18 protein-coding genes are annotated in these 18,449 nt (G+C 71.0%); 11 read left to right on the forward strand and 7 right to left on the reverse strand.

What is annotated here, in order from left to right; translation table 11 throughout:
* Positions 1 to 70 precede the first annotated feature (70 nt).
* Genes AC06FP_RS14300 through AC06FP_RS14310 form a run of 3 tightly spaced genes read left to right on the forward strand, consistent with a single transcriptional unit; the run spans position 71 to position 1,525 of the window.
* On the forward strand, positions 71 to 580 hold the full coding sequence (locus AC06FP_RS14300) for an RNA polymerase sigma factor (RefSeq protein WP_456116652.1): 510 nt from the start codon (positions 71 to 73) through the stop codon (positions 578 to 580).
* Positions 581 to 598: 18 nt separating this feature from the next.
* Complete coding sequence (locus AC06FP_RS14305) at positions 599 to 1,255, forward strand: serine/threonine protein kinase (RefSeq protein ID WP_478075966.1); 657 nt, start codon at positions 599 to 601, stop codon at positions 1,253 to 1,255.
* Positions 1,256 to 1,312: 57 nt separating this feature from the next.
* Positions 1,313 to 1,525, forward strand: coding sequence for an RNA-binding S4 domain-containing protein (locus AC06FP_RS14310; RefSeq protein ID WP_456116654.1), 213 nt, complete (start codon positions 1,313 to 1,315; stop codon positions 1,523 to 1,525).
* Positions 1,526 to 1,598: 73 nt separating this feature from the next.
* On the opposite strand, the gene ubiM is transcribed toward AC06FP_RS14310, so the two are convergent.
* Both ubiM and AC06FP_RS14320 read right to left on the reverse strand, forming a co-directional pair.
* On the reverse strand, positions 1,599 to 2,777 hold the full coding sequence (gene ubiM, locus AC06FP_RS14315) for a 5-demethoxyubiquinol-8 5-hydroxylase UbiM (RefSeq protein ID WP_478075967.1): 1,179 nt from the start codon (positions 2,775 to 2,777) through the stop codon (positions 1,599 to 1,601).
* A 126-nt stretch (positions 2,778 to 2,903) separates the two neighbouring features.
* A complete protein-coding gene (locus tag AC06FP_RS14320; RefSeq protein WP_478075968.1) occupies positions 2,904 to 4,031 on the reverse strand; it encodes a COG3904 family protein in 1,128 nt (375 codons plus the stop codon).
* Between the two features lie 165 nt (positions 4,032 to 4,196).
* On the opposite strand from AC06FP_RS14320, the gene AC06FP_RS14325 reads away from it, so the two are divergent.
* From AC06FP_RS14325 to AC06FP_RS14335, 3 genes are all read left to right on the forward strand, one after another.
* Entirely contained in the window at positions 4,197 to 5,666 is a 1,470-nt protein-coding gene (locus tag AC06FP_RS14325; RefSeq protein WP_478075969.1) for an AlkA N-terminal domain-containing protein, read from the forward strand.
* On the forward strand, positions 5,663 to 6,172 hold the full coding sequence (locus tag AC06FP_RS14330) for a methylated-DNA--[protein]-cysteine S-methyltransferase (protein ID WP_478075970.1): 510 nt from the start codon (positions 5,663 to 5,665) through the stop codon (positions 6,170 to 6,172). Before AC06FP_RS14325 ends, AC06FP_RS14330 begins: the two co-directional genes overlap by 4 nt.
* A 184-nt stretch (positions 6,173 to 6,356) precedes the next feature.
* Entirely contained in the window at positions 6,357 to 7,616 is a 1,260-nt protein-coding gene (locus AC06FP_RS14335; RefSeq protein ID WP_478075971.1) for an alkaline phosphatase family protein, read from the forward strand.
* Positions 7,617 to 7,737: 121 nt separating this feature from the next.
* On the opposite strand, the gene AC06FP_RS14340 is transcribed toward AC06FP_RS14335, so the two are convergent.
* Together AC06FP_RS14340 and AC06FP_RS14345 are read right to left on the reverse strand one after the other, a co-directional pair.
* Entirely contained in the window at positions 7,738 to 7,920 is a 183-nt protein-coding gene (locus tag AC06FP_RS14340) for a 30S ribosomal protein THX (RefSeq protein ID WP_054666917.1), read from the reverse strand.
* A 109-nt stretch (positions 7,921 to 8,029) separates the two neighbouring features.
* Positions 8,030 to 8,440, reverse strand: coding sequence for a MerC domain-containing protein (locus AC06FP_RS14345; protein ID WP_478075972.1), 411 nt, complete (start codon positions 8,438 to 8,440; stop codon positions 8,030 to 8,032).
* A gap of 131 nt (positions 8,441 to 8,571) precedes the next feature.
* On the opposite strand from AC06FP_RS14345, the gene AC06FP_RS14350 reads away from it, so the two are divergent.
* The 5 genes from AC06FP_RS14350 to AC06FP_RS14370 all read left to right on the forward strand — a co-directional run bounded on the left by AC06FP_RS14350 (position 8,572) and on the right by AC06FP_RS14370 (position 16,091).
* The gene (locus tag AC06FP_RS14350) at positions 8,572 to 10,794 is read left to right on the forward strand and encodes a TonB-dependent receptor (protein ID WP_478075973.1); all 2,223 of its coding nucleotides are present in this window, start codon (positions 8,572 to 8,574) and stop codon (positions 10,792 to 10,794) included.
* A gap of 155 nt (positions 10,795 to 10,949) precedes the next feature.
* Positions 10,950 to 11,516, forward strand: coding sequence for a TetR/AcrR family transcriptional regulator (locus AC06FP_RS14355; RefSeq protein WP_456116662.1), 567 nt, complete (start codon positions 10,950 to 10,952; stop codon positions 11,514 to 11,516).
* A complete protein-coding gene (locus tag AC06FP_RS14360) occupies positions 11,513 to 13,165 on the forward strand; it encodes an MFS transporter (protein ID WP_456116663.1) in 1,653 nt (550 codons plus the stop codon). The genes AC06FP_RS14355 and AC06FP_RS14360 overlap by 4 nt, the downstream gene beginning before the upstream one ends.
* A gap of 10 nt (positions 13,166 to 13,175) precedes the next feature.
* On the forward strand, positions 13,176 to 14,318 hold the full coding sequence (locus tag AC06FP_RS14365; RefSeq protein ID WP_478075974.1) for an HlyD family secretion protein: 1,143 nt from the start codon (positions 13,176 to 13,178) through the stop codon (positions 14,316 to 14,318).
* A 72-nt stretch (positions 14,319 to 14,390) separates the two neighbouring features.
* On the forward strand, positions 14,391 to 16,091 hold the full coding sequence (locus AC06FP_RS14370; protein WP_478075975.1) for an amidohydrolase: 1,701 nt from the start codon (positions 14,391 to 14,393) through the stop codon (positions 16,089 to 16,091).
* Positions 16,092 to 16,133: 42 nt separating this feature from the next.
* On the opposite strand, the gene AC06FP_RS14375 is transcribed toward AC06FP_RS14370, so the two are convergent.
* Genes AC06FP_RS14375 through gltX form a run of 3 tightly spaced genes read right to left on the reverse strand, consistent with a single transcriptional unit; the run spans position 16,134 to position 18,354 of the window.
* Positions 16,134 to 16,400: a hypothetical protein gene (locus AC06FP_RS14375; protein ID WP_456116666.1), complete on the reverse strand. Its 267-nt coding sequence runs from the start codon at positions 16,398 to 16,400 to the stop codon at positions 16,134 to 16,136.
* 46 nt (positions 16,401 to 16,446) lie between these two features.
* Positions 16,447 to 16,935 carry a transcriptional repressor gene (locus tag AC06FP_RS14380; protein ID WP_456116667.1) on the reverse strand — a complete coding sequence of 163 codons (489 nt, stop codon included), beginning with the start codon at positions 16,933 to 16,935 and terminating at the stop codon, positions 16,447 to 16,449.
* 15 nt (positions 16,936 to 16,950) lie between these two features.
* The gene (gltX, locus tag AC06FP_RS14385) at positions 16,951 to 18,354 is read right to left on the reverse strand and encodes a glutamate--tRNA ligase (protein ID WP_456116668.1); all 1,404 of its coding nucleotides are present in this window, start codon (positions 18,352 to 18,354) and stop codon (positions 16,951 to 16,953) included.
* Between the last annotated feature and the right edge of the window lie 95 nt (positions 18,355 to 18,449).

Below are 18,449 nucleotides of genomic sequence, written 5' to 3' on the forward strand. Positions count from 1 at the left end.
GCGTCCGTTCAGCTGTGATATTCCGCGGCGGCCGGCGAATCACCCGGCATCGTCCCTCCTGCGACCGTCCATGGCACCTTCCCAGCCGCCTCCCGGGCCGCCGGCCCGCTTCACCGAACTGCTGCAGCGCCACCGCGGCATCCTGGTCAAGGTGGCCGGCAGCTATGCGCGCCAGCGCGAGGACCGCGAGGACCTGGCCCAGGAGATCGCCACCCAGCTGTGGCGGGCCTGGCCGGGCTACGACCCGGCGCGGCCGTTCTCGACCTGGATGTACCGGATCGCGCTGAACGTGGCGATCTCGCAGCTGCGCGGCCGGACCCGGACAGCGCCGCTGCACGGCGCCGCCGACGGCCTGCCCGACACCCTGGCCGACCCGGCGCCGCACGACCCCGACCGGGCGCAGCAGGTGGAGCGCCTGTACCGGTTCATCCACGCCCTGCCGCCGCTGGACCGCGCGCTGATGCTGCTGCACCTGGACGAATGCCCGCAGCGCGAGATCGCCGAGGTCCTGGGCCTGAGCGCCACCAATGTCGCCACCAAGATCGGCCGCCTGAAGGCGCGCCTGCGCAACGAACTGTGACCACCCGAGGAAACCGTCATGGAACCGGATGAACTGAAGACCGCCTGGCAGGCCCTGGCCCACCAGCTGGAACGGCAGCAGGCGCTGGACCTGCAACTGCTGCGCGTGCAGGCCGGCCAGCGCCTGCACGACCGCCTCGCGCCGCTGCGGCGCGGCCAGTGGCTGCAGCTGGCGCTGGGCATTGGCCTGGTCCTGCTCGGCATCGCCTGCTGGCGACGCAACCTCGACACGCCCGCCTATCTGGCCGCCGGCCTGGCCGTGCACGCCTTCGGCGTGCTGACCGCGGCCATGGCCGCCGTGGTGCTGGACCGGCTGCGGCGCCTGGACCCCACCGCCCCGGTACTGGAACTGGAACACGACCTGGGCCGGCTGCGCCGCCTGCAGGCGCTCAACGCCATGCTCGCCGGCTGGCCGTGGTGGGTGATGTGGGCCGTGGTGCTGGCCGCGCTGGCCGGCATCGCCGGCGTGCCCGCCTCTGCCGACATGGCGCCATGGTTCTGCGCCTGCGTCGGCACCGGCCTGCTCGGCTGGCTGGGCACGGCGGCGCTGTACCGCCGGGCGCGGAGCTCGCCGCGGCCGGGGCTGGCGCGGCGCGCCGGGGATGCGGTCCGCGGCTACAGCCTGCGCCAGGCGCAGGCGGTGATCGAGGAGCTGCGCCGCTTCGAACGGCCCTGACGCGCGGGACGGAGCCGCCGCAGGCGATAATCGCGCTCTTTCCCTGCCGGCCTCCCCATGCAGACCATCGATTTCGAACTGGACCGCGAGTACGTGGAACTGAAGCAGCTGCTCAAGCTGACCGACCTGGTGTCCAGCGGCGGCGAGGCCAAGATGATCATCGGCGAAGGCCAGGTGCGCGTCGACGGCGACGTCGAGCTGCGCAAGGCCTGCAAGATCCGCGCGGGCCAGCAGGTGGAACTGGGCGGTGTGCGCATCCGCGTGCGGTGAAGCCGGGAACGGGGAACGGGAAACAGGGAATCGCCGGGCATCGCGGCATGCGCCATTCCCGGTTCCCCGCGCCCTATTCCCTGGCCTGGGTCAGGTGCGCCGCGATCATCTTCCTGAAGGGCGCCACGCCATGCGCCGCACGCAGCGCGGCGCCGCGCAGCAGGCGCGCGGGCAGGCGGCTGTCGTTGTACAGCGCGGCGATGGCATTGGTGGCCTCGTACAGCGGCCGCGTCGCCAGCCGGTGGCCGCGTTCGTAGCGGGCCAGCACCGCCGGCGCGCCGATGTCGCGGCCGCGCGCGGCCGCGGTGGCGATCTCCCCCGCCAGCCGCTGCTGGCTCTGCAGGCCGAAGTTGAAGCCATGCGCGGTCACCGGATGCATGCCCACGGCGGCATCGCCGGCCAGCACGTAGCGGTGCGCGGCGAAACGCTGCGCGTACACGCCGACCAGCGGATAGACATGGCGCGTGCCTGTCGGCCACATCCGCCCCAGGCGCCGTTCGAAAAAGCCGGTGACGGCCTGCCCTAACGCCGCATCGTCCATCGCCATCAGGTCCTGGATGCCCTGCGGCGGCAGGGTGATCACCGCCGAGCACTGCCCGCCCGGCAGGGGCAGCATGGCCAGCGTGCGGCCGTAACCAAACCACTCCCAGGCGGCGTGCTGGTGCGGCCGCTCGTGGCCGAACCGGCACACCAGCATCGACTTGCCGAAGTCGCGCATCCGCGCGCCGATGCCCATCATGCGCCGCGTCGCCGAGAAACGGCTGTCGGCGGCCACCACCAGCCGCGCGCGCAGGCGACGGCCATCGTCCAGCACCACCGTGTTGGCCGCGTCGCCAGGCTCGATCGCCGTCACCTTCGCGCCGTCGACCAGCTCCAGCCCCGCCTGCCCCTGCACCGCCTCCCAGGCGGCGCGGCGGATCAGGTGGTTGGGCACCAGCCAGCCCAGCTCGTCCACGTTCTCCGTACCGGCGGCGAAGCCGAGCGCGAACGGGGAGGCGCCGTCCATCACCCTGGCGCTGCGCAGCGGCGAAACCTGCGCGGCATCGATGCGCTCCCACACCCCCAGCGCGCGCAGGATCTGCCGCGACGCATGGGTCAACGCGATCTCGCGGCCATCGAAGGCCGGCTCGGCCAGCACCGCGGCCGGCTGCAGTTCCACCAGGGTCACCGACAGCCCGGTATCGGCCAGCGCGCGCGCCAGGCACAGCCCCACCGGGCCCGCGCCCACGACCAGCACATCGACAGCCCGCATCCTCCACCTCCGCAATCCGTGTCCGCCATAGCCTGGGGCCGGCGGCCCGCGCCGACCTTGATCCGGATCATGCCCGGCGGCGATCGACGGCCTCCGTTGCGCCGGCCCCGGACGCGGGGCCGAGGGTCACAGACCGCCGCGGCGCGGCTCCACGCCCACCGCCGTCGGCGCCACCACCGGCAGCGGCGCGGTGTCGGCCGGCATCTCCAGCAGCGCCGTGTCGATCTCCGACAGCGGGCTCTCGTCCGGGCAGGTCTCGTCGGGGAAACCGAAATGTTCCTTCAGCGCCTGGCCGCAGGTGGTCACCGTTTCCAGATCGGCACCCTCGACCTTGCACTGGCGGTCGAAGGCGATCAGGAACGCGTCCTTGCGGCGCACGAAATCGTCGCCGCACTTGCGCATCTGCTTGATCCGCTCCAGGTCGTCCTGCACCGCGTTGGTGCCGTCCAGCCCGTACTGCTGGAGCTCTTCGCGGGTGAGCAGGCGCAGGCTGCGGTTGGGCACGGTCATCATCAGGTCGGCCACGCCCACCGCCACGCCGTTGCGCTGCAGGTAGTCCTTCACGTTGTCGTAGACCTCGTGCAGTTCCTTGTTCAGCTCCGCGCGCGAGGTGGCGGTGGAACTGATGCGCATCATGCGGTGGATGCCGACCTTGCCCGAGATCAGCCGGTTGTCGCCTGCAGCCAGCACGAACACGCAGGCGCTGTGGCAAATGGAGCCCTCGCGCACCCAGATGGTCCAGCCGGCCTCGCCGATGCTGTCGCCGGCGACGATCGCCGCTTCCACCTGGCCGCCGCTGGAATCCAGGTCGAGCACGCGCTTGCCGATCTTCATCGCATCGGCCACCACCGCCAGGCGCGAGACCATCGCGGCGAAGGACGGGTTGATCTTGCCGGCGTAGCGCACCCGCACCAGGCCGCGCTCGCGGCAGGGCTCCAGCGCGGCGTCGAGCGTTTTGCGGTCCAGCGCTTCCAGTTCGGCGCCGTCGCCGGCCTCGCCGGTGTAGTCGGTGTCGCAGCTGACCCAGGCCCTGCCGTTCTCCAGCGCCACGTCCGGCCAGGCCTTGTCGCGGGCCGGCTTCACCGGCGCCGGCGGCGGCGGCGCGTCGGCGGCGTTGATCGACACCATGTGGTCGCCATCGGCGGCCAGCGCCGCGGCCGGGTCGGCGGCCGCAAGCGGCTTGTCCTTGTCGCCGGGGTTGCAGGCCAGCAGCCCGATACACAGCAACGGCGACCACCAGAATCTGGGCAGCATGGACAACGATCGGATCCGTGGGGCGGCGCCATGCGCCGGGGAACGGACAGTCTAGTGCGCATTGCCGCCCGCGCCGCAATGCCTCCTGAACTGATCTATCGGTGATGGGCATTGATGTCCGGAAATGGCCAGTACGCGCCCGCCGCCGGGCCTAGACTGGGCGCCATGAACCGTCCCGCCCTGCCCAGCCACGACCAATGCGAACAGGCCCGCCTGGCCCGCGACGCGCGCTTCGACGGGCTGTTCTTCACCGCCGTGCGCAGCACCGGCATCTATTGCCGGCCGGTATGCCCGGCGCCGCCACCACGCCGCGACAATGTCAGCTACTACCCCACCGCCGCCGCCGCGGCCGCGGCCGGCTACCGCCCCTGCCTGCGCTGCCGGCCGGAACTGTCGCCGGACGACGCCCGTTTCATGCAGGACCACACCCTGCACCGCGCCCTGGCGCTGCTGGACGAGGGCCTCCTGCAGGACCAGCCGGCCGCCGCGCTGGCCGACGCGATGCAACTGAGCGCGCGCCAGCTGCAGCGCCTGTTCGTGGCGCGGCTCGGCGCCACGCCGGCGCAGCTGCACGCCACCCGCCGCCTGCTGCTGGCCAAGCAGCTGCTGACCGAAACCCACCTGCCGGTGACCGAGGTGGCGCTGGCGGCCGGCTTCAACAGCCTGCGCCGCTTCAACGACGCCTTCCTGGCCGGCTGCGGCATGCCGCCCAGCGCGCTGCGCAAGCGCCACGGCGCGGTGCCCGGCGGCGAGCCGGTGCTGCGCCTGGCCTACCGGCCGCCGCTGGATTTCCCGGCGATGCTCGGCTTCCTGCGCCGGCGCGCGATTCCCGGCATCGAACGCATCGACGCCGACAGCTACCAGCGCGTGATCGTCGCCGGCGGCCGCGCCAGCCTGATCCGGGTCAGCGCCGACCCGAAGCGCCCGGAGCTGCGCCTGCAGCTGGGCACCACCGATGCGCGCACCATCCCCTCGATCGTGGCCAAGGTGCGGCGCGTGTTCGACCTCGACGCCGACCTGGCCACCGTGCATGCCTGCCTGCGGCACGAGCCGCTGCTGGCGCGCGGCATCGCCCAGCGTCCGGGCCTGCGCATCCCCGGCGGCTGGGACGGCTTCGAAGTCGCCGCGCGCGCGGTGCTGGGCCAGCAGGTCAGCGTGGCCGCGGCGACCACGCTGGCGCGGCGGCTGGTGGACCGCTTCGGACAGGTCCTGGCGGACATGCCCGAAGGCCTGGACCGGCAGTTCCCCACGCCCGGGGTGCTGGCCGAAGCGCCGCTGGAAAGCATCGGCCTGCCGCGCACCCGCGCGGCCACCCTGCGCGCGGTGGCGCTGGCCTGCGCCGAGGGCCGGCTGGAATTCAGCCGCGCGCAGACGCTGGAGCAGTTCGTCCAACAGGCCACCGCCCTGCCCGGCATCGGCCCCTGGACCGCGCACTACATGGCCCTGCGCGCGCTGGGCATGCCCGACGCCTTCCCCGCCGGCGACCTGGTGCTGCAGCAGGTGCTGGGCGAAGGCCAGCGCCTGGGCGAGCGCGCCACCGAAGCCCGTTCGCAGGCATGGCGGCCCTGGCGCGCCTACGCGGTACTCCACCTCTGGCACCTGGCTGCGGAACCGAACAAGGAACCCGAACAATGACCCTCTACTACGACCGTTTCGACACCCCCATCGGCCCGCTCACCGTCGCCGCCGATGCCACCGGCCTGCGCCATATCCTGTTCGCGCAGAATCGCCACGACGCCAAGGGCCGCGAAGGGTGGCAGCACGAGCCGGACGCCGTGGCCGAACCGCGCCGGCAACTGCTGGATTACCTGCACGGCCGGCGCCGTGGCTTCGACCTGGTGCTGGCGCCGGTGGGCACCGAATTCCAGCTGCAGGTCTGGCACACGCTGGCCGAGATTCCGTTCGGCGCCACCTGGAGCTACCGCCAGCTGGCGCAGCGCATCGGCCGCCCCACCGCGACCCGCGCCGTGGGCGCAGCCAACGGCCGCAACCCGCTGCCCATCGTACTGCCCTGCCACCGGGTGATCGGCAACGACGGCGCGCTGACCGGTTTCGGCGGCGGCCTGCCGACCAAGGCCGCGCTGCTGCGGCTGGAAGGCGCCCTGCACGAAGAAGCAGCGGTGCCTTCGCTGTTCGGCTGAGCGCGGCGGCGCGGTTTGCCGCTGACGCAGCGGCCACATCTGCACCGTCGCCACGCTGCTCCCGCGTGCGTTTCGCCACTCCCGTCACGTATCGCGCTGCAGCCATGCGCAGACTCCTACCGGCCCGCCGTTTCCGCCAACCGATGTATGCCAGCTGTCATCAGGCCGGGACTATCATGGGCGCATGATCCCGTTCCGCACCTGCCTCGCGCTGCTCGGCGCCAGCCTGCTCGCCGCCTGCGCCTCCACCGGTCCCGCCCCATCCTCCACCCCTTCAGCCGCCGCAACGGCGCCGCCCACCGTCCTGCTGCTGTCCATCGACGGCCTGCGCGCGGACATGGTCGAACGCGGCCACAGCCCCAATCTGGCCCGCCTCGCGCGCGAAGGCGTGCGCTCGGTCGGCATGTCGCCGTCCTACCCCTCGCTCACTTTCCCCAACCACTACACCCTGGTCACCGGCCTGCGCCCGGACCACCACGGCATCATCCACAACAGCATGAGCGCCGAGGATCTGGGGCGTTTCAGCCTCCAGGACCGCGCCGCGGTGACCAACCCCGCCTGGTGGGGCGGCGAGCCGATCTGGGTCGGCGTGGAGAAGGCCGGCTACAAGAGCGCGACCTGGTCGTGGCCGGGCAGCGAGGCCGCCATCCAGGGCGTGCACGCCAACCAGTGGCATGCCTACGACGAAAGCGTGCCGCTGCCCGAACGCATGAAGCTGGTGCTGTCGTGGCTGGAAGGCGCGCCCGATGGCCGTACGCCGCGCCTGGTCGCCGCCTACATGGAACAGGTGGACCAGGCCGGGCACGACCATGGCCCGGATTCGCCCGAGTACGCCGCCGCGCTACAGGAAGTGGACGCGGCCATCGGCCAGCTGCTGGACGGCATGCGCCGCCAAGGCCTGCTCGACAGGACCAACGTGATCGTCGTGTCCGACCACGGCATGGCCAGCGTCCCGGCCGGGCAGGTGATCGCCACCGAGGACATGGTCGCGCCGGAGATCGCGCGCGAGGTATCGGTCGGCCAGTCGGTCGGCTTCGCCCCACAGCCGGGCCGCGAACGGGAGGCGGAGAAGGCGCTGCTGGGCGCGCATGCGCACTACGACTGCTGGAAGAAGGAACAGCTCCCGGCGCGCTGGCACTACGGCACCCATCCGCGCGTACCGCCCATCGTCTGCCAGATGCACGAAGGCTGGGACGCGCTGACCCGCAAGGGCATCGCCAGGCGCTCGCCCGGCAACCGCGGCTCGCACGGCTACGACCCGGCGCTGCCGTCGATGCAGGCGGTGTTCGTCGCCCGCGGCCCCGCGTTCCGGCAGGGCGCGGTGCTGCCGCGCTTCGACAACGTCGACGTCTACCCGCTGCTGGCGCGGCTGACCGGCATCACCGCCGCCCCCAACGACGGCGACCCGCAGACCCTGCTGCAGGCATTGCGCCAGCCGGATTGAGCGGCCGTTGCCCGCGCCGGGTGGCGGCGGACCTTCGCCCCCGGCGATCGACGCGGGCACGGAGCGGACACAAAAAAAAAGCGGCGCAAGCGCCGCTTTTTTGCTGTTGCCAGCCCGGGGATCAGCCGGCCTTGGCCACCGTCTTCTTGGCGACGGCCTTCTTGGCCGGTGCCTTGGCGACAGTCTTCTTGGCGACCGGCGCAGCTGCGCCCACGGCCACCTTGCTCACCGAATGCGAACGCGCATTGCCGTAGCTGGCGTTGTAGCGCTTGCCCTTGGCGGTCTTGCGGTCACCCTTACCCATGTCGTCAACTCCTTAGGTTTGAAATCAGATTGCCCCGTACTGACACGGGTTCGACGAGGCCGCTGTAACAGCGCCCCCGCGCGTGAAGTGAAAGCCTACCATGCGCCCCTCAATGCGCGCAGCTGGCGTCATGCACGTGGCGGTGGTTGAGCCTCAGGTTCATCAGATGCGCCAACCCCACCAGCACGCCGCCGATGGTCATCACCACCGCGTGCGGCACCCGCGAATGGTGCAGTTCGGCATGCAGCAGCCCGGCCCACAGCAGCGCCAGCCCGGGCACGAGCAGCGCCAGCGCGCGCAGCGCGCGGTGGCGGCGGTAGCCCCAGAGCAGGCTGAACAGGCCCAGGAAGGTCACGAAGACCACCACCGCCTGCTCGACGCCATCGCTCAACCAGAACGACAACCCCAGCGACGGGGCCAGCGCCAGCAAGGCGGGCAGCGCGGCGCAGTGCACCGCGCACAGCAGCGAGCCGGCGGCGCCGAAGCGGTCGAGGAACTGGCGGGACGATTTCGGCGGCATGACTTCCAGCAGGGGCGGCGGCGCGTTATGGAATAATATAACATTATCGCCCGACCCGCTGGCTCCCCCTTCCTGATCGCCCTCCTCCCACACCGCTCCACACCCCTTCATTGATACAAAGTAACAACACCATGACCCGACCGATCTCCTCCCGTACCTTCCCGCGCCTTGCCCGCCACGCCCTGTCGGTGGCGCTCGTCGCCGCCCTTCCCGTGGCCGCCCAGGCCGCCGACGACAACGACGGGCAGAGCCATCACCTGACCGAGCTGTCGGCGGTCAAGGTCACCGCCTCCCCGCTGCAGAGCGACGCCGAATCGCTGGCCCGCCCGGTCGCGGTGCTGACCGGCGAGGAACTGGACGCGCGCAAGGGCGCCACGCTCGGCGACACCATCTCGCGCATGCCCGGCGTGCAGACCACCTCCTTCGGCCCCGGCGTCGGCCGGCCGATCATCCGCGGGCAGGAAGGCCCGCGCGTGGCGGTGGTCGCCAACGGCGTCGGCAACATGGACGCCTCCACCGTCAGCGCCGACCACGCCATCAGCATCGAGCCGTTCCTGGCCGACCAGATCGAGGTGCTGAAGGGCCCGGCGACCCTGTTGTTCGGCAGCGGCGCCATCGGCGGCGCGGTCAACGTGGTCGACGGACGCATCGCCCGCGACCTGCCCGAGCGCCCGCTGAGCGGCCGCGCCGAACTGCGCGGCAACAGCGTCAACAGCGAGCGCAGCGGCATGTTCCGGCTCGACGGCGTCAGCGGCGACAACCTGGTGCTGCACGTCGATGGCCTGGTGCGCAACGGCGACGACTTCCGCATCCCCGGCTACGCGATCAATCCGGCGGCGCTGGACGAGGACCACGACCACGCCGCGCACGACGACCACGGCGACGAACTCGGCCCGCGCGGGCGCCTGGAGAACAGCGCCATGCGCACCCGCGCCGGCGGCGTCGGTGCCACCTGGCTGGGCGAGGCGGGTTTCCTCGGCGCGTCGCTGGGCACCTACCGCAGCAATTACGGCATCCCCAACGGCGCCCACGTCCATGCCGGCGACGATCACGACCACGACCACGACCACGACCACGACCATGGCGACGAGGAAGGCGAAGGCGAGCACGACGTGCGCATCGACATGGTGCAGAACCGCTTCGACGTGAAGGGCGGCCTCTACGATCCGCTGCCGTTCCTGCAGAGCGTGACCGCGCGCGCGGCCTGGACCGATTACGAGCACACCGAGCTGGAAGCCGGCACGCCGTCCACGCGCTTCACCAACAAGGGCGTGGAAGGCCGCGTGGAAGCGGTACAGAAGCCGCTGGCCGGCTGGAACGGCGCGTTCGGCCTGCAGTTCGGCAACAGCGACTTCGGCGCGCAGGGCGAAGAGGCCTTCGTTCCGGATACGCGCACGCGCACGCTGGGCCTGTTCGTGCTGCAGGAAAAGCAGTTCGGCCCGCTCAAGCTGGAACTGGGCGGCCGCCACGACCGGGTCAAGCTGAGCCCGGACGACGCGCTGCGCAACCGCGACTTCGGTGCCACCAACCTGTCGGCGGCCGGCATCTGGACGGTCAACGACCATTTCGACCTGCGCTTCGGCGTGGACCGCTCCGAGCGCGCGCCGACCAATGAGGAGCTGTACGCGGCCGGCGCCCACATCGCCACGCGCTCGCTGGAGATCGGCGACGCCAACCTGGACACCGAGCGCGGCCAGCGCATGGAACTGGGCCTGCACGCGCACGGCGACCGCATCGATGTCTCGGCCTCGGTCTACCAGACGAAATTCAAGGACTTCATCTACCTGGCCGACACCGGCGTGGTCGAACAGGGGCTGCCGGTCCGGGTCTGGACCCAGCACGACGCCACCTTCAAGGGTGCCGAGGCCGAGGCCATGTTCCACCTGGCCGAGGGCGACAGCGGCGACTGGGACCTGCGGGTGTTCGGCGACTACGTCAAGGCCGAACTGGACGGCAGCGGCAGCCGCCGTGCGGACATCGCCGTGCCGCATGGCGACCACAGCCACAATTACAGCGTGGACCTGGCCAATGGCGGTTACCTGCCGCGGATCTCGCCGGCGCGCGTCGGCGCCGACCTGCGCTGGTCGCGCGATGGCTGGCGCGCCTCGGTGGGCGCGATCCGCTACGGCAGCCAGAAGGACGTGGCGCTGAACGAGGCGCCCAGCGCCGGCTACACCCTGGTCGACGCGCACCTGGCCTACCGCTGGGACCGCAGCGGCAGCAACAGCTACGAGCTGTTCCTGGACGGCAGCAACCTGACCAACCGCGAGGCGCGGCCGCACACCTCGCTGCTGCGCGACTACTCGCCGCTGCCTGGTCGCGGCGTCGCCTTCGGCATCCGCGCCTGGTTCTGACCGGCGCGTTGCAGGCGCAGTGGAAGGGGCCGCAAGGCCCCTTCCGCCTTTCCGCCGCCTGGCGCCTGCCGCCAGCCTGAATGGCGGCTTTGGCGGACGCGGCGTTTCACACCGCGCTCATTGTAACCGGACATTTTTGTCCGGATCATGGACGCATGACCTCGATCCGCTCCGATGCCGCCGCGCGTCGCGCCCAGTTGCTGGACGCGGCCGATGCCGTGTTCGGCGAGCACGGCATCACCGCGCCGCTGGACCTGGTGGTGGAACGTGCCGGCGTCGGCCGCGCCACGCTGTACCGCAACTTCCCCGACCGCGCCGCGCTGATCGAGGCGATGCTGCAGCGCACGGTCGAGAAGATCCAGGCGCACGTGGCCGAACTGGGCGAACGCGACGACGCCCTGTTCGAGCTGATCGGCGGCATGGCCCGGCGCATCGTGCACTCGCCGGCGCTGGCCGATTACTGGCGCGCGGTGGACCCGAACGACCCGCCGATCCGCGCCGCCCGCCAGCGCGTGCTGAAGCTGATGGAGCCGGCGCTGCGGCGCGCGCGCGCCGCCGGCCTGTGCCGGGCCGACCTGGAACTGGCCGACCTGTCGCTGATCTCGAGCATGCTCGGCGCCGCGCTGCGCGGGCGCACCCGCGCCGACCGCGCGCGCCTGGCCACGCGTGCGCTGCAGTTGCTGCGCCCCGGCTTGGCCGCTTCCAGCGGAGCCGACGCATGAAACCGCTCAGGCCCATTCCCGACTGGGAAGAACACGAAAAGCCCACCCTGCCCGGTTCGGCCTCGATGCCCTGGCATCCGCCGCACCGGCGCGCGGCCTACGCGGCGGTGGCGGTGCTGGTGGCGATCACCGGCGGCCTCGGCAACGCGCTGCTCAGCGCCAACCTGCCGTGGATCCAGGGGCAGATGGGCCTGCAGCCGACCGAAGCCAACTGGCTGGTGGCCGCCTACATGATGGTCAACGTCACCGCCAACCTGCTGGTGTTCAAGTTCCGCCAGGAATACGGCATCCGCCTGTTCGCCGAGCTGGGGCTGGGCGTCTACGCCGTGCTGGCGGTGCTGCACCTGGCGGTGGGCGGGCTGGCGACGACCGTGCTGGTGCGCGCGGCCAGCGGTTTCGCCGGCGCGGCCTGCACCACTCTGGGCACGCTGTACATGCTGCAGGCGCTGCCGAGGAAATACGTGGGCAACCTGCTGGTGGTGGGCATGGGCCTGTCGCAGCTGGCGGTGCCGCTGGCGTGGCTGGTCTCGCCCGGCCTGCTCGACCATGGCGAGTGGCACAACCTGTACCTGTTCGAGGCCGGGCTGGCGCTGTGCGCGTTCGCCGCGGTGGTGATCCTCAAGCTGCCGCCGGGCATCCAGATCAAGGTGTTCGAGCCGCTGGACTTCGTCACCTTCGCCCTGCTCGCGCCGGCGCTGGCGATGCTGGTCATCGTGCTCAGCCAGGGCTACCTGCGCTGGTGGTTCGACACGCCCTGGCTGGGCGGGCTGCTGGCCGCGGCGACGGTGCTGGCGCTGGCGGCGTTCCTGGTCGAGCACCATCGCCGCAACCCGCTGCTGCAGATCCGCTGGCTGATGGGGCCGACCATGCTGCGCTTCATCGCCGGCGCGTTCCTGATCCGCTTCCTGACCAACGAGCAGTCCTACGGCATGGTCACGATGATGCGCACGCTGGGCATGGGGCCGGACCAGATGGCGCCGCTGTTCGCGGTGATCCTGCTCGGCGTGCTGGCCGGCATCGCCGCCGGCGCGCTGACCTTCGGGCCGAAGGCGCTGATCCCGCAGCTGCTGGCCTCCATCCTCCTGCTCGGCAGCGCCGCCTTCCTCGACCAGCACCGCACCAGCCTGGACCGGCCGATGGATTTCGCGCTGAGCCAGTTCCTGGCCGCGGTGGGCAGCGGCATGTTCATGGGCCCGCTGATGCTGATGGGCATGCGCCAGGCCATGGCGCGCGGGCTGGACCACATCGTGTCCTTCATCGTGGTGCTGTCGCTGACCCAGACCTTCGGCGGCCTGGCCGGCTCGGCCCTGCTGGGCAGCTACCAGCTGCACCGCGAGCATGTGTATTCCAGCCAGCTGGTCAGCCAGCTGGACCCGGCCGACCCACTCGTCGCCCAGCGCCTGCGCGCGCAGCAGCAGGGCTACGCCCGCTTGATCACCGACCCGGTACAACGCCAGGCGCAGGCCGCCGCGTCGCTGGCGCAGGCCGCCAGGCGCGAGGCCAACGTGCGCGCGTTCAACGATGTGTTCGCGCTGAGCGGCTGGCTGGCGATCGGCTTCCTCAGCTGGCTGCTGCTGGAAGTGCTGTTCCGCAATCCCACCGTGAAAAAGGCGATCCGGCCGGCCGCAGCCGCCACGCCCTCCAGATGAAGCAACCGACATGAGCGACAGGCAGCAGAACCCCGGCGGCGCCAACGAGCCGATCACCGACGCCAGCGACGGCCAGGCGACCGCGACTCCGGCGCCGGTCTCCAAATACAACACGCCCAGCCGCGCCAGCGTGGCGGTGATGGTGGTCATCGCCGTGGTCGGGCTGACCCTGATCCTGCGCGCCTGGCAGCTGTGGCCGTTCAACAGCAGCCACGTGCATACCGACGACGCCTATGTGCGCGGGCAGGTGACGGTACTGGCGCCGCAGGTCAGCGGCTACGTCACCGAGGTGCTGGTGAAGGACTTCGACCATGTGAAGCAGGGCCAGCCGCTGCTGCGCATCGACGACCGCACCTACCGGCAGAAGGTCGACCAGGCCGAAGCGGCGCTGGCCGATGCGCGCGCGCAGCTGGCCAATTCCGACCAGAGCCAGGCGCAGAACCGCGCGCAGATCGCCTCCGCCCGCGCCAACCTGTCGGCCGGCCAGGCCGAGCAGCAGCGTGCCCGCACCGAACTGCGGCGTTATGAAACCCTGGCCGCGCAGCAACTGGTGTCCAGCAGCGACCGCGACAAGCTGCGCGCCGGCGCGCAGGCGGCAAGCGCCGGCGTGGCGCAGTCGCAGGCGGCCATCCGCATCGCCGAGGAGAACCTCACCGCCACCCGCGTCGCGCGCCAAGGGCTGGAGGCCAAGGTCGCCAGCGCCGAGGCGGCTCTGGAACTGGCGCGCATCGACCTGGACAACACCGTCATCCGCGCCCCGCGCGACGGCCAGCTGTCCGAGGCCTCGGTGCGGCTGGGCCAGTACGTCACCGCCGGCACCCAGCTGCTGTTCCTGGTGCCGGACACCCTGTGGATCGTGGCCAACTTCAAGGAAGGCCAGACCTGGAAGATGGCCATCGGCCAGCCGGCCACCTTCAGCGTCGACGCCTTCCAGGGCCAGCGCCTGCGCGGCCATGTCGAGCAGATCGCGCCGGCCACCGGCTCGGAGTTCGCCGTGCTCAAGCCGGACAACGCCAGCGGCAACTTCACCAAGGTCGTGCAGCGCCTGCCGATCCGCATCGCCATCGACCCCGACCAGCCGCTGGCCGCGCGCCTGCGCCCGGGCATGTCGGTGGTGGTGGAAGTGGACACGGCCGCCAGCCCGGTGCGCTGAGCGACGCCGCGATCACCGCGCGCATGCCGGCGGCGCGCTAGGCTGCCGTCTGGTCCGCCACGGAGCCCGCGCATGAAACCCCTGTTGGCCCTGCCGCTGCTGGCGGCGCTGCATGGCACCGCCGGCGCGGCGGATACGCTGTACTCCGGCGGACCGATCGTCACCATGGACGACCGGCAACCGCAGGCCGAAGCGGTGGTCGTGCGTGGGGGCGACATCGCCTTCGTCGGCACGCGCAGCGCCGCACTGGCCTTCAGCCCGCAGGCGCGGCAGGTGGACCTGCAGGGCCGCACCCTGGTGCCCGGCTTCATCGACAGCCATGGGCATGTGTCCGGTGTCGGCCTGCAGGCGCTGTCGGCCAACCTGCTGCCCGCGCCCGATGGCGAAGGCAATTCCATTCCCGCGCTGCAGGACATCATGCGCCGGTTCCGTGCCGCGGCCACGGTGCCCGGTGGCTACAAAGTGCTGATCGGCTTCGGCTACGACGATTCGCAGCTGGCGGAAAAACGCCACCCCACGCGCACCGAGCTGGACGCCATCGCCACCGACATCCCCGTGATCCTGATGCACCAGTCCGGGCACCTGGGCGCGTACAACAGCAAGGCGCTGGAACAGGCCGGCATCAACGCCGGCACGCCCGACCCTGAAGGCGGGGTGATCCGCCGCGAGCCCGGCAGCCGCGTTCCCGACGGCGTGCTGGAGGAAAGCGCACACACCCTCGCGCTTGCGCGGTTGATGCCGGCACTGAGCCTGGAGCAGGCCATGGCCATGCTCGAGGCCGGCCAGGCGCTGTACATGAAACATGGCTACACCACCGCGCAGGACGGCAAGACCGACGCCGGCACGCTGGCGATGCTGCCGATGGCCGGCAAGGCGGGCAGGCTGAAGATCGACGTCGTCGCCTACCCCGATATCCAGGTGGCGCTGGACAGCCCGGCGATGCGCGGCCCCTACTACGGCCCGGACTACATCGACCACTTCCGCATCGGCGGGGTGAAGATCAGCCTGGACGGTTCGCCGCAGGGCAAGACCGCCTGGCTGAGCCGGCCCTACTACCGGGTGCCTGCAGGCGAAAAGGCGGACTACGCCGGCTATCCCGCCTATAGCGACGCGCAGGCCGACGCGCTGATCGGCAAGGCGTGGGACAACGGCTGGCAGGTGCTGGCGCATGCCAATGGCGATGCCGCCATCGATCAGTTCATCCACGCCGTGGCCGTCGCCGAGGCCGCGCATCCGGACAAACGGCTGATGCCGGTGCTGATCCACGGCCAGACCCTGCGCCGCGACCAGGTGGGCGAACTGCGCCGGCTCGGCATCTTCCCCTCGCTGTTCCCGATGCATACCTACTACTGGGGCGACTGGCACCGCGATTCGGTGCTCGGCCCGGAGCGCGCGGAGAACATCTCGCCCACGCGCTGGGTGCTGGACGCGGGCATGGTGTTCACCTCGCATCACGATGCGCCGGTGGTGTTTCCCGATGCGATGCGCGTGCTCGACGCCACCGTCAACCGCACCACGCGCAGCGGCCGCGTGCTTGGCCCCGCGCAGCGGGTGACGCCGGAACAGGCGCTCAAATCCATCACCCTGTGGGCCGCGCGGCAGTATTCGGAAGAGGCGCGCAAGGGCTCGATCGAAACCGGCAAGCGCGCCGACCTGGTGGTGCTCTCGGACAATCCGCTGACCATCGCGCCGGCCGCGCTGCACACGATCCAGGTGCTGCAGACCCTCAAGGACGGCGAGGTCGTCTACAGCGCGGAGGAGCTGGCGAAGTAAGCCGGCAGGCCGATGGCCCGCGCTTCAGCGCCTGCGGAACCGTCAGTCCGGCGGCCTGCGCTTTGCCATCAGGGTCGCCACCAGCGCCGCCAGCGCCAGCACGGCGATCACCGGGATCAGCAGCACCACGCCGAAGACCGCCGCGATCAGCAGGAATTCCGGATAGTCGACCATGCTGCGGCAGCTGGCGCCGGCACCGCCCAGGCTGAGGCAGGAATCGGAAAACACGACGAAGCAGGCAACCCACAGCACCACGGCGGCGGCGGTCGAGCCCCACAGCACGCGCCGGCCGCGCGGCGAAATCCTCACCGCGCCACCGGGTAGGCGCGACGTGGCGGGCGCCCCGCCGGCAGGCTCAGCCGGCGCAGTCCGCGCACAGGCCATGCACTTCCAGCGTCTGCGCCTGCGGCTTGAAGCCCAGTTCGCGGGCGCGCGTTTCGAGCTGGCGCACGATGTCGCGGTCTTCCAGTTCGACCGCGCTGTGGCAGCGGTCGCAGATCAGGAACGGCACCGAATGCTGGTTGCTGCTGGGGTGGTGGCAGGCGACGAAGGAATTGACCGAGGACAGCTTGTGCACGAAGCCGTTGGCCATCAGGAAATCCAGCGCGCGGTACACCGTGGGCGGGGCGTCGGCGCCCACGCCCTTGCCCTCGCGCACCCAGTCCAGCAGTTCGTAGGCCTTGACCGGCTTGCCGGCCTCGGCGATCAGCCGCAGCACGTTGGCGCGGATCGGCGTGAGCCGCAGCCCGCGCTCGCGGCACACCCGTTCGACCACCGCGATGAAGCCCGCCGCGTCGTCGACGTGGTGGTGGGGGGCGGTACAGCTGTGCTCGTGTGCGCTCATGCCTGCCTCGCGGGATCAGTCCTTCGGTACCTTGATGAGTGCGGCGTCGATGCGTTTCAAGGCTTCGTCGCGGCCGGCCAGGTACACCGTATGCGAGATGTCCGGGCTGACCTGGGTGCCGGTGATGGCCACGCGCAGCGGCTGGGCGACCTTGCCCATGCCGATCTCCAGCGCGGCGGCGGTGTCGTGCAGGGCGGCGCCGACGCTCTCGGCGGTCCACTGCGGCAGCGCCGCCAGCAGTTCGCGCGCCTTGCCCAGCGCCAGTTCGGCGCCGGCCTTGAAGTGCTTGGCCACCGCCGCTTCGTCGTACACGGTCAGCGGCTGGTACCAGACCACCGCCTTTTCGGCCATTTCCTTCAGCGTCTGCACGCGCTCGCGCAGGGCGATGACCACGTCCTCCGGCGCCGGGCCGGCAGCCAGGTCCAGGCCCAGCTTTTCCAGCTGATAGACCAGGTGCGGCGCGATGCTGGCCGGCGCCTCGGTCTTCAGGAAGTGCTGGTTGACCCAGCCCAGCTTGGCCATGTCCAGGCGCGAGGCCTTGGAGTTGCAGTTCTTTACGTCGAACAGGTCGATCAGTTCCTGGCGGCTGAACAGCTCCTGGTCGCCGTGCGACCAGCCCAGGCGGGCCAGATAGCTCAGCAGCGCGTCGGGCAGGTAGCCGGCGTCCCGGTACTGCATCACGTCGGCCGCGCCGGTGCGCTTGGACAGCTTGGCGCCCTGCTCGTCCAGGATCATCGGCATGTGGCCGAACTTCGGCACCGGCGCGCCGATGGCTTCGTACAGGTTGATCTGGCGCGGGGTGTTGTTGATGTGGTCGTCGCCGCGGATGACCTCGGTGATGCCCATGTCCCAGTCGTCCACCACCACCGCGAAGTTGTAGGTGGGGTAGCCGTCCGGACGGAAGATCACCATGTCGTCCAGCTCGCTGTTGGCGATCTCGATGCGGCCCTTGATCAGGTCGTCGAAGGCGACCACGCCGTCGAGCGGATTCCGGAAGCGGATGACGCGGTTCGGGTCGTCCTTGAACGGCAGGCCCAGGTCGCGCGCGGCGCCGTTGTAGCGCGGCTTTTCCTGCCTGGCCATCGCCGCCTCGCGCATGGCGTCCAGCTCCTCGCGGGTCTCGTAGGCGTAGTAGGCCTTGCCCTCGGCGATCAGCTGCTCGGCCACTTCCTTGTAGCGGGCGACGCGGTGGGTCTGGTAGACCGGGCCTTCGTCGTAGTCCAGGCCCAGCCAGTCCATCGCCTCCAGGATGGCGTCGATGGCCGCCTGGGTGCTGCGCTCGCGGTCGGTGTCTTCGATGCGCAGCACGAATTCGCCGCCGCGGTGGCGGGCCTCCAGCCAGCAGTACAGCGCGGTGCGGGCGCCACCGATGTGCAGGTAACCGGTGGGACTGGGGGCGAAGCGGGTGCGGACGGTCATGACGGGCATGTAAGTGGGAATCGGCGCATTTTACCGCGTGATGGCTGCAACAAGCCTCCCCTGCCCCCGGGCGGAACCGCGCCCCGGCCCGCGGC

This window comes from Stenotrophomonas sp. Steno-Z2, from assembly GCF_056393235.1.

Excerpts from the sequence above, each read along its gene's own strand:
- AC06FP_RS14350 (WP_478075973.1), top strand. The coding sequence starts at position 8,572 with ATGACCCGACCGATCTCCTCCCGTACCTTCCCGCGCCTTGCCCGCCAC.
- AC06FP_RS14380 (WP_456116667.1), bottom strand. The coding sequence starts at position 16,935 with ATGAGCGCACACGAGCACAGCTGTACCGCCCCCCACCACCACGTCGAC.
- AC06FP_RS14320 (WP_478075968.1), bottom strand. The coding sequence starts at position 4,031 with ATGCTGCCCAGATTCTGGTGGTCGCCGTTGCTGTGTATCGGGCTGCTG.
- AC06FP_RS14335 (WP_478075971.1), top strand. The coding sequence starts at position 6,357 with ATGATCCCGTTCCGCACCTGCCTCGCGCTGCTCGGCGCCAGCCTGCTC.
- AC06FP_RS14370 (WP_478075975.1), top strand. The coding sequence starts at position 14,391 with ATGAAACCCCTGTTGGCCCTGCCGCTGCTGGCGGCGCTGCATGGCACC.
- AC06FP_RS14310 (WP_456116654.1), top strand. The coding sequence starts at position 1,313 with ATGCAGACCATCGATTTCGAACTGGACCGCGAGTACGTGGAACTGAAG.
- AC06FP_RS14300 (WP_456116652.1), top strand. The coding sequence starts at position 71 with ATGGCACCTTCCCAGCCGCCTCCCGGGCCGCCGGCCCGCTTCACCGAA.
- ubiM (WP_478075967.1), bottom strand. The coding sequence starts at position 2,777 with ATGCGGGCTGTCGATGTGCTGGTCGTGGGCGCGGGCCCGGTGGGGCTG.
- AC06FP_RS14330 (WP_478075970.1), top strand. The coding sequence starts at position 5,663 with ATGACCCTCTACTACGACCGTTTCGACACCCCCATCGGCCCGCTCACC.
- AC06FP_RS14305 (WP_478075966.1), top strand. The coding sequence starts at position 599 with ATGGAACCGGATGAACTGAAGACCGCCTGGCAGGCCCTGGCCCACCAG.
- AC06FP_RS14340 (WP_054666917.1), bottom strand. The coding sequence starts at position 7,920 with ATGGGTAAGGGTGACCGCAAGACCGCCAAGGGCAAGCGCTACAACGCC.
- AC06FP_RS14360 (WP_456116663.1), top strand. The coding sequence starts at position 11,513 with ATGAAACCGCTCAGGCCCATTCCCGACTGGGAAGAACACGAAAAGCCC.
- AC06FP_RS14355 (WP_456116662.1), top strand. The coding sequence starts at position 10,950 with ATGACCTCGATCCGCTCCGATGCCGCCGCGCGTCGCGCCCAGTTGCTG.
- AC06FP_RS14365 (WP_478075974.1), top strand. The coding sequence starts at position 13,176 with ATGAGCGACAGGCAGCAGAACCCCGGCGGCGCCAACGAGCCGATCACC.
- gltX (WP_456116668.1), bottom strand. The coding sequence starts at position 18,354 with ATGACCGTCCGCACCCGCTTCGCCCCCAGTCCCACCGGTTACCTGCAC.
- AC06FP_RS14325 (WP_478075969.1), top strand. The coding sequence starts at position 4,197 with ATGAACCGTCCCGCCCTGCCCAGCCACGACCAATGCGAACAGGCCCGC.
- AC06FP_RS14345 (WP_478075972.1), bottom strand. The coding sequence starts at position 8,440 with ATGCCGCCGAAATCGTCCCGCCAGTTCCTCGACCGCTTCGGCGCCGCC.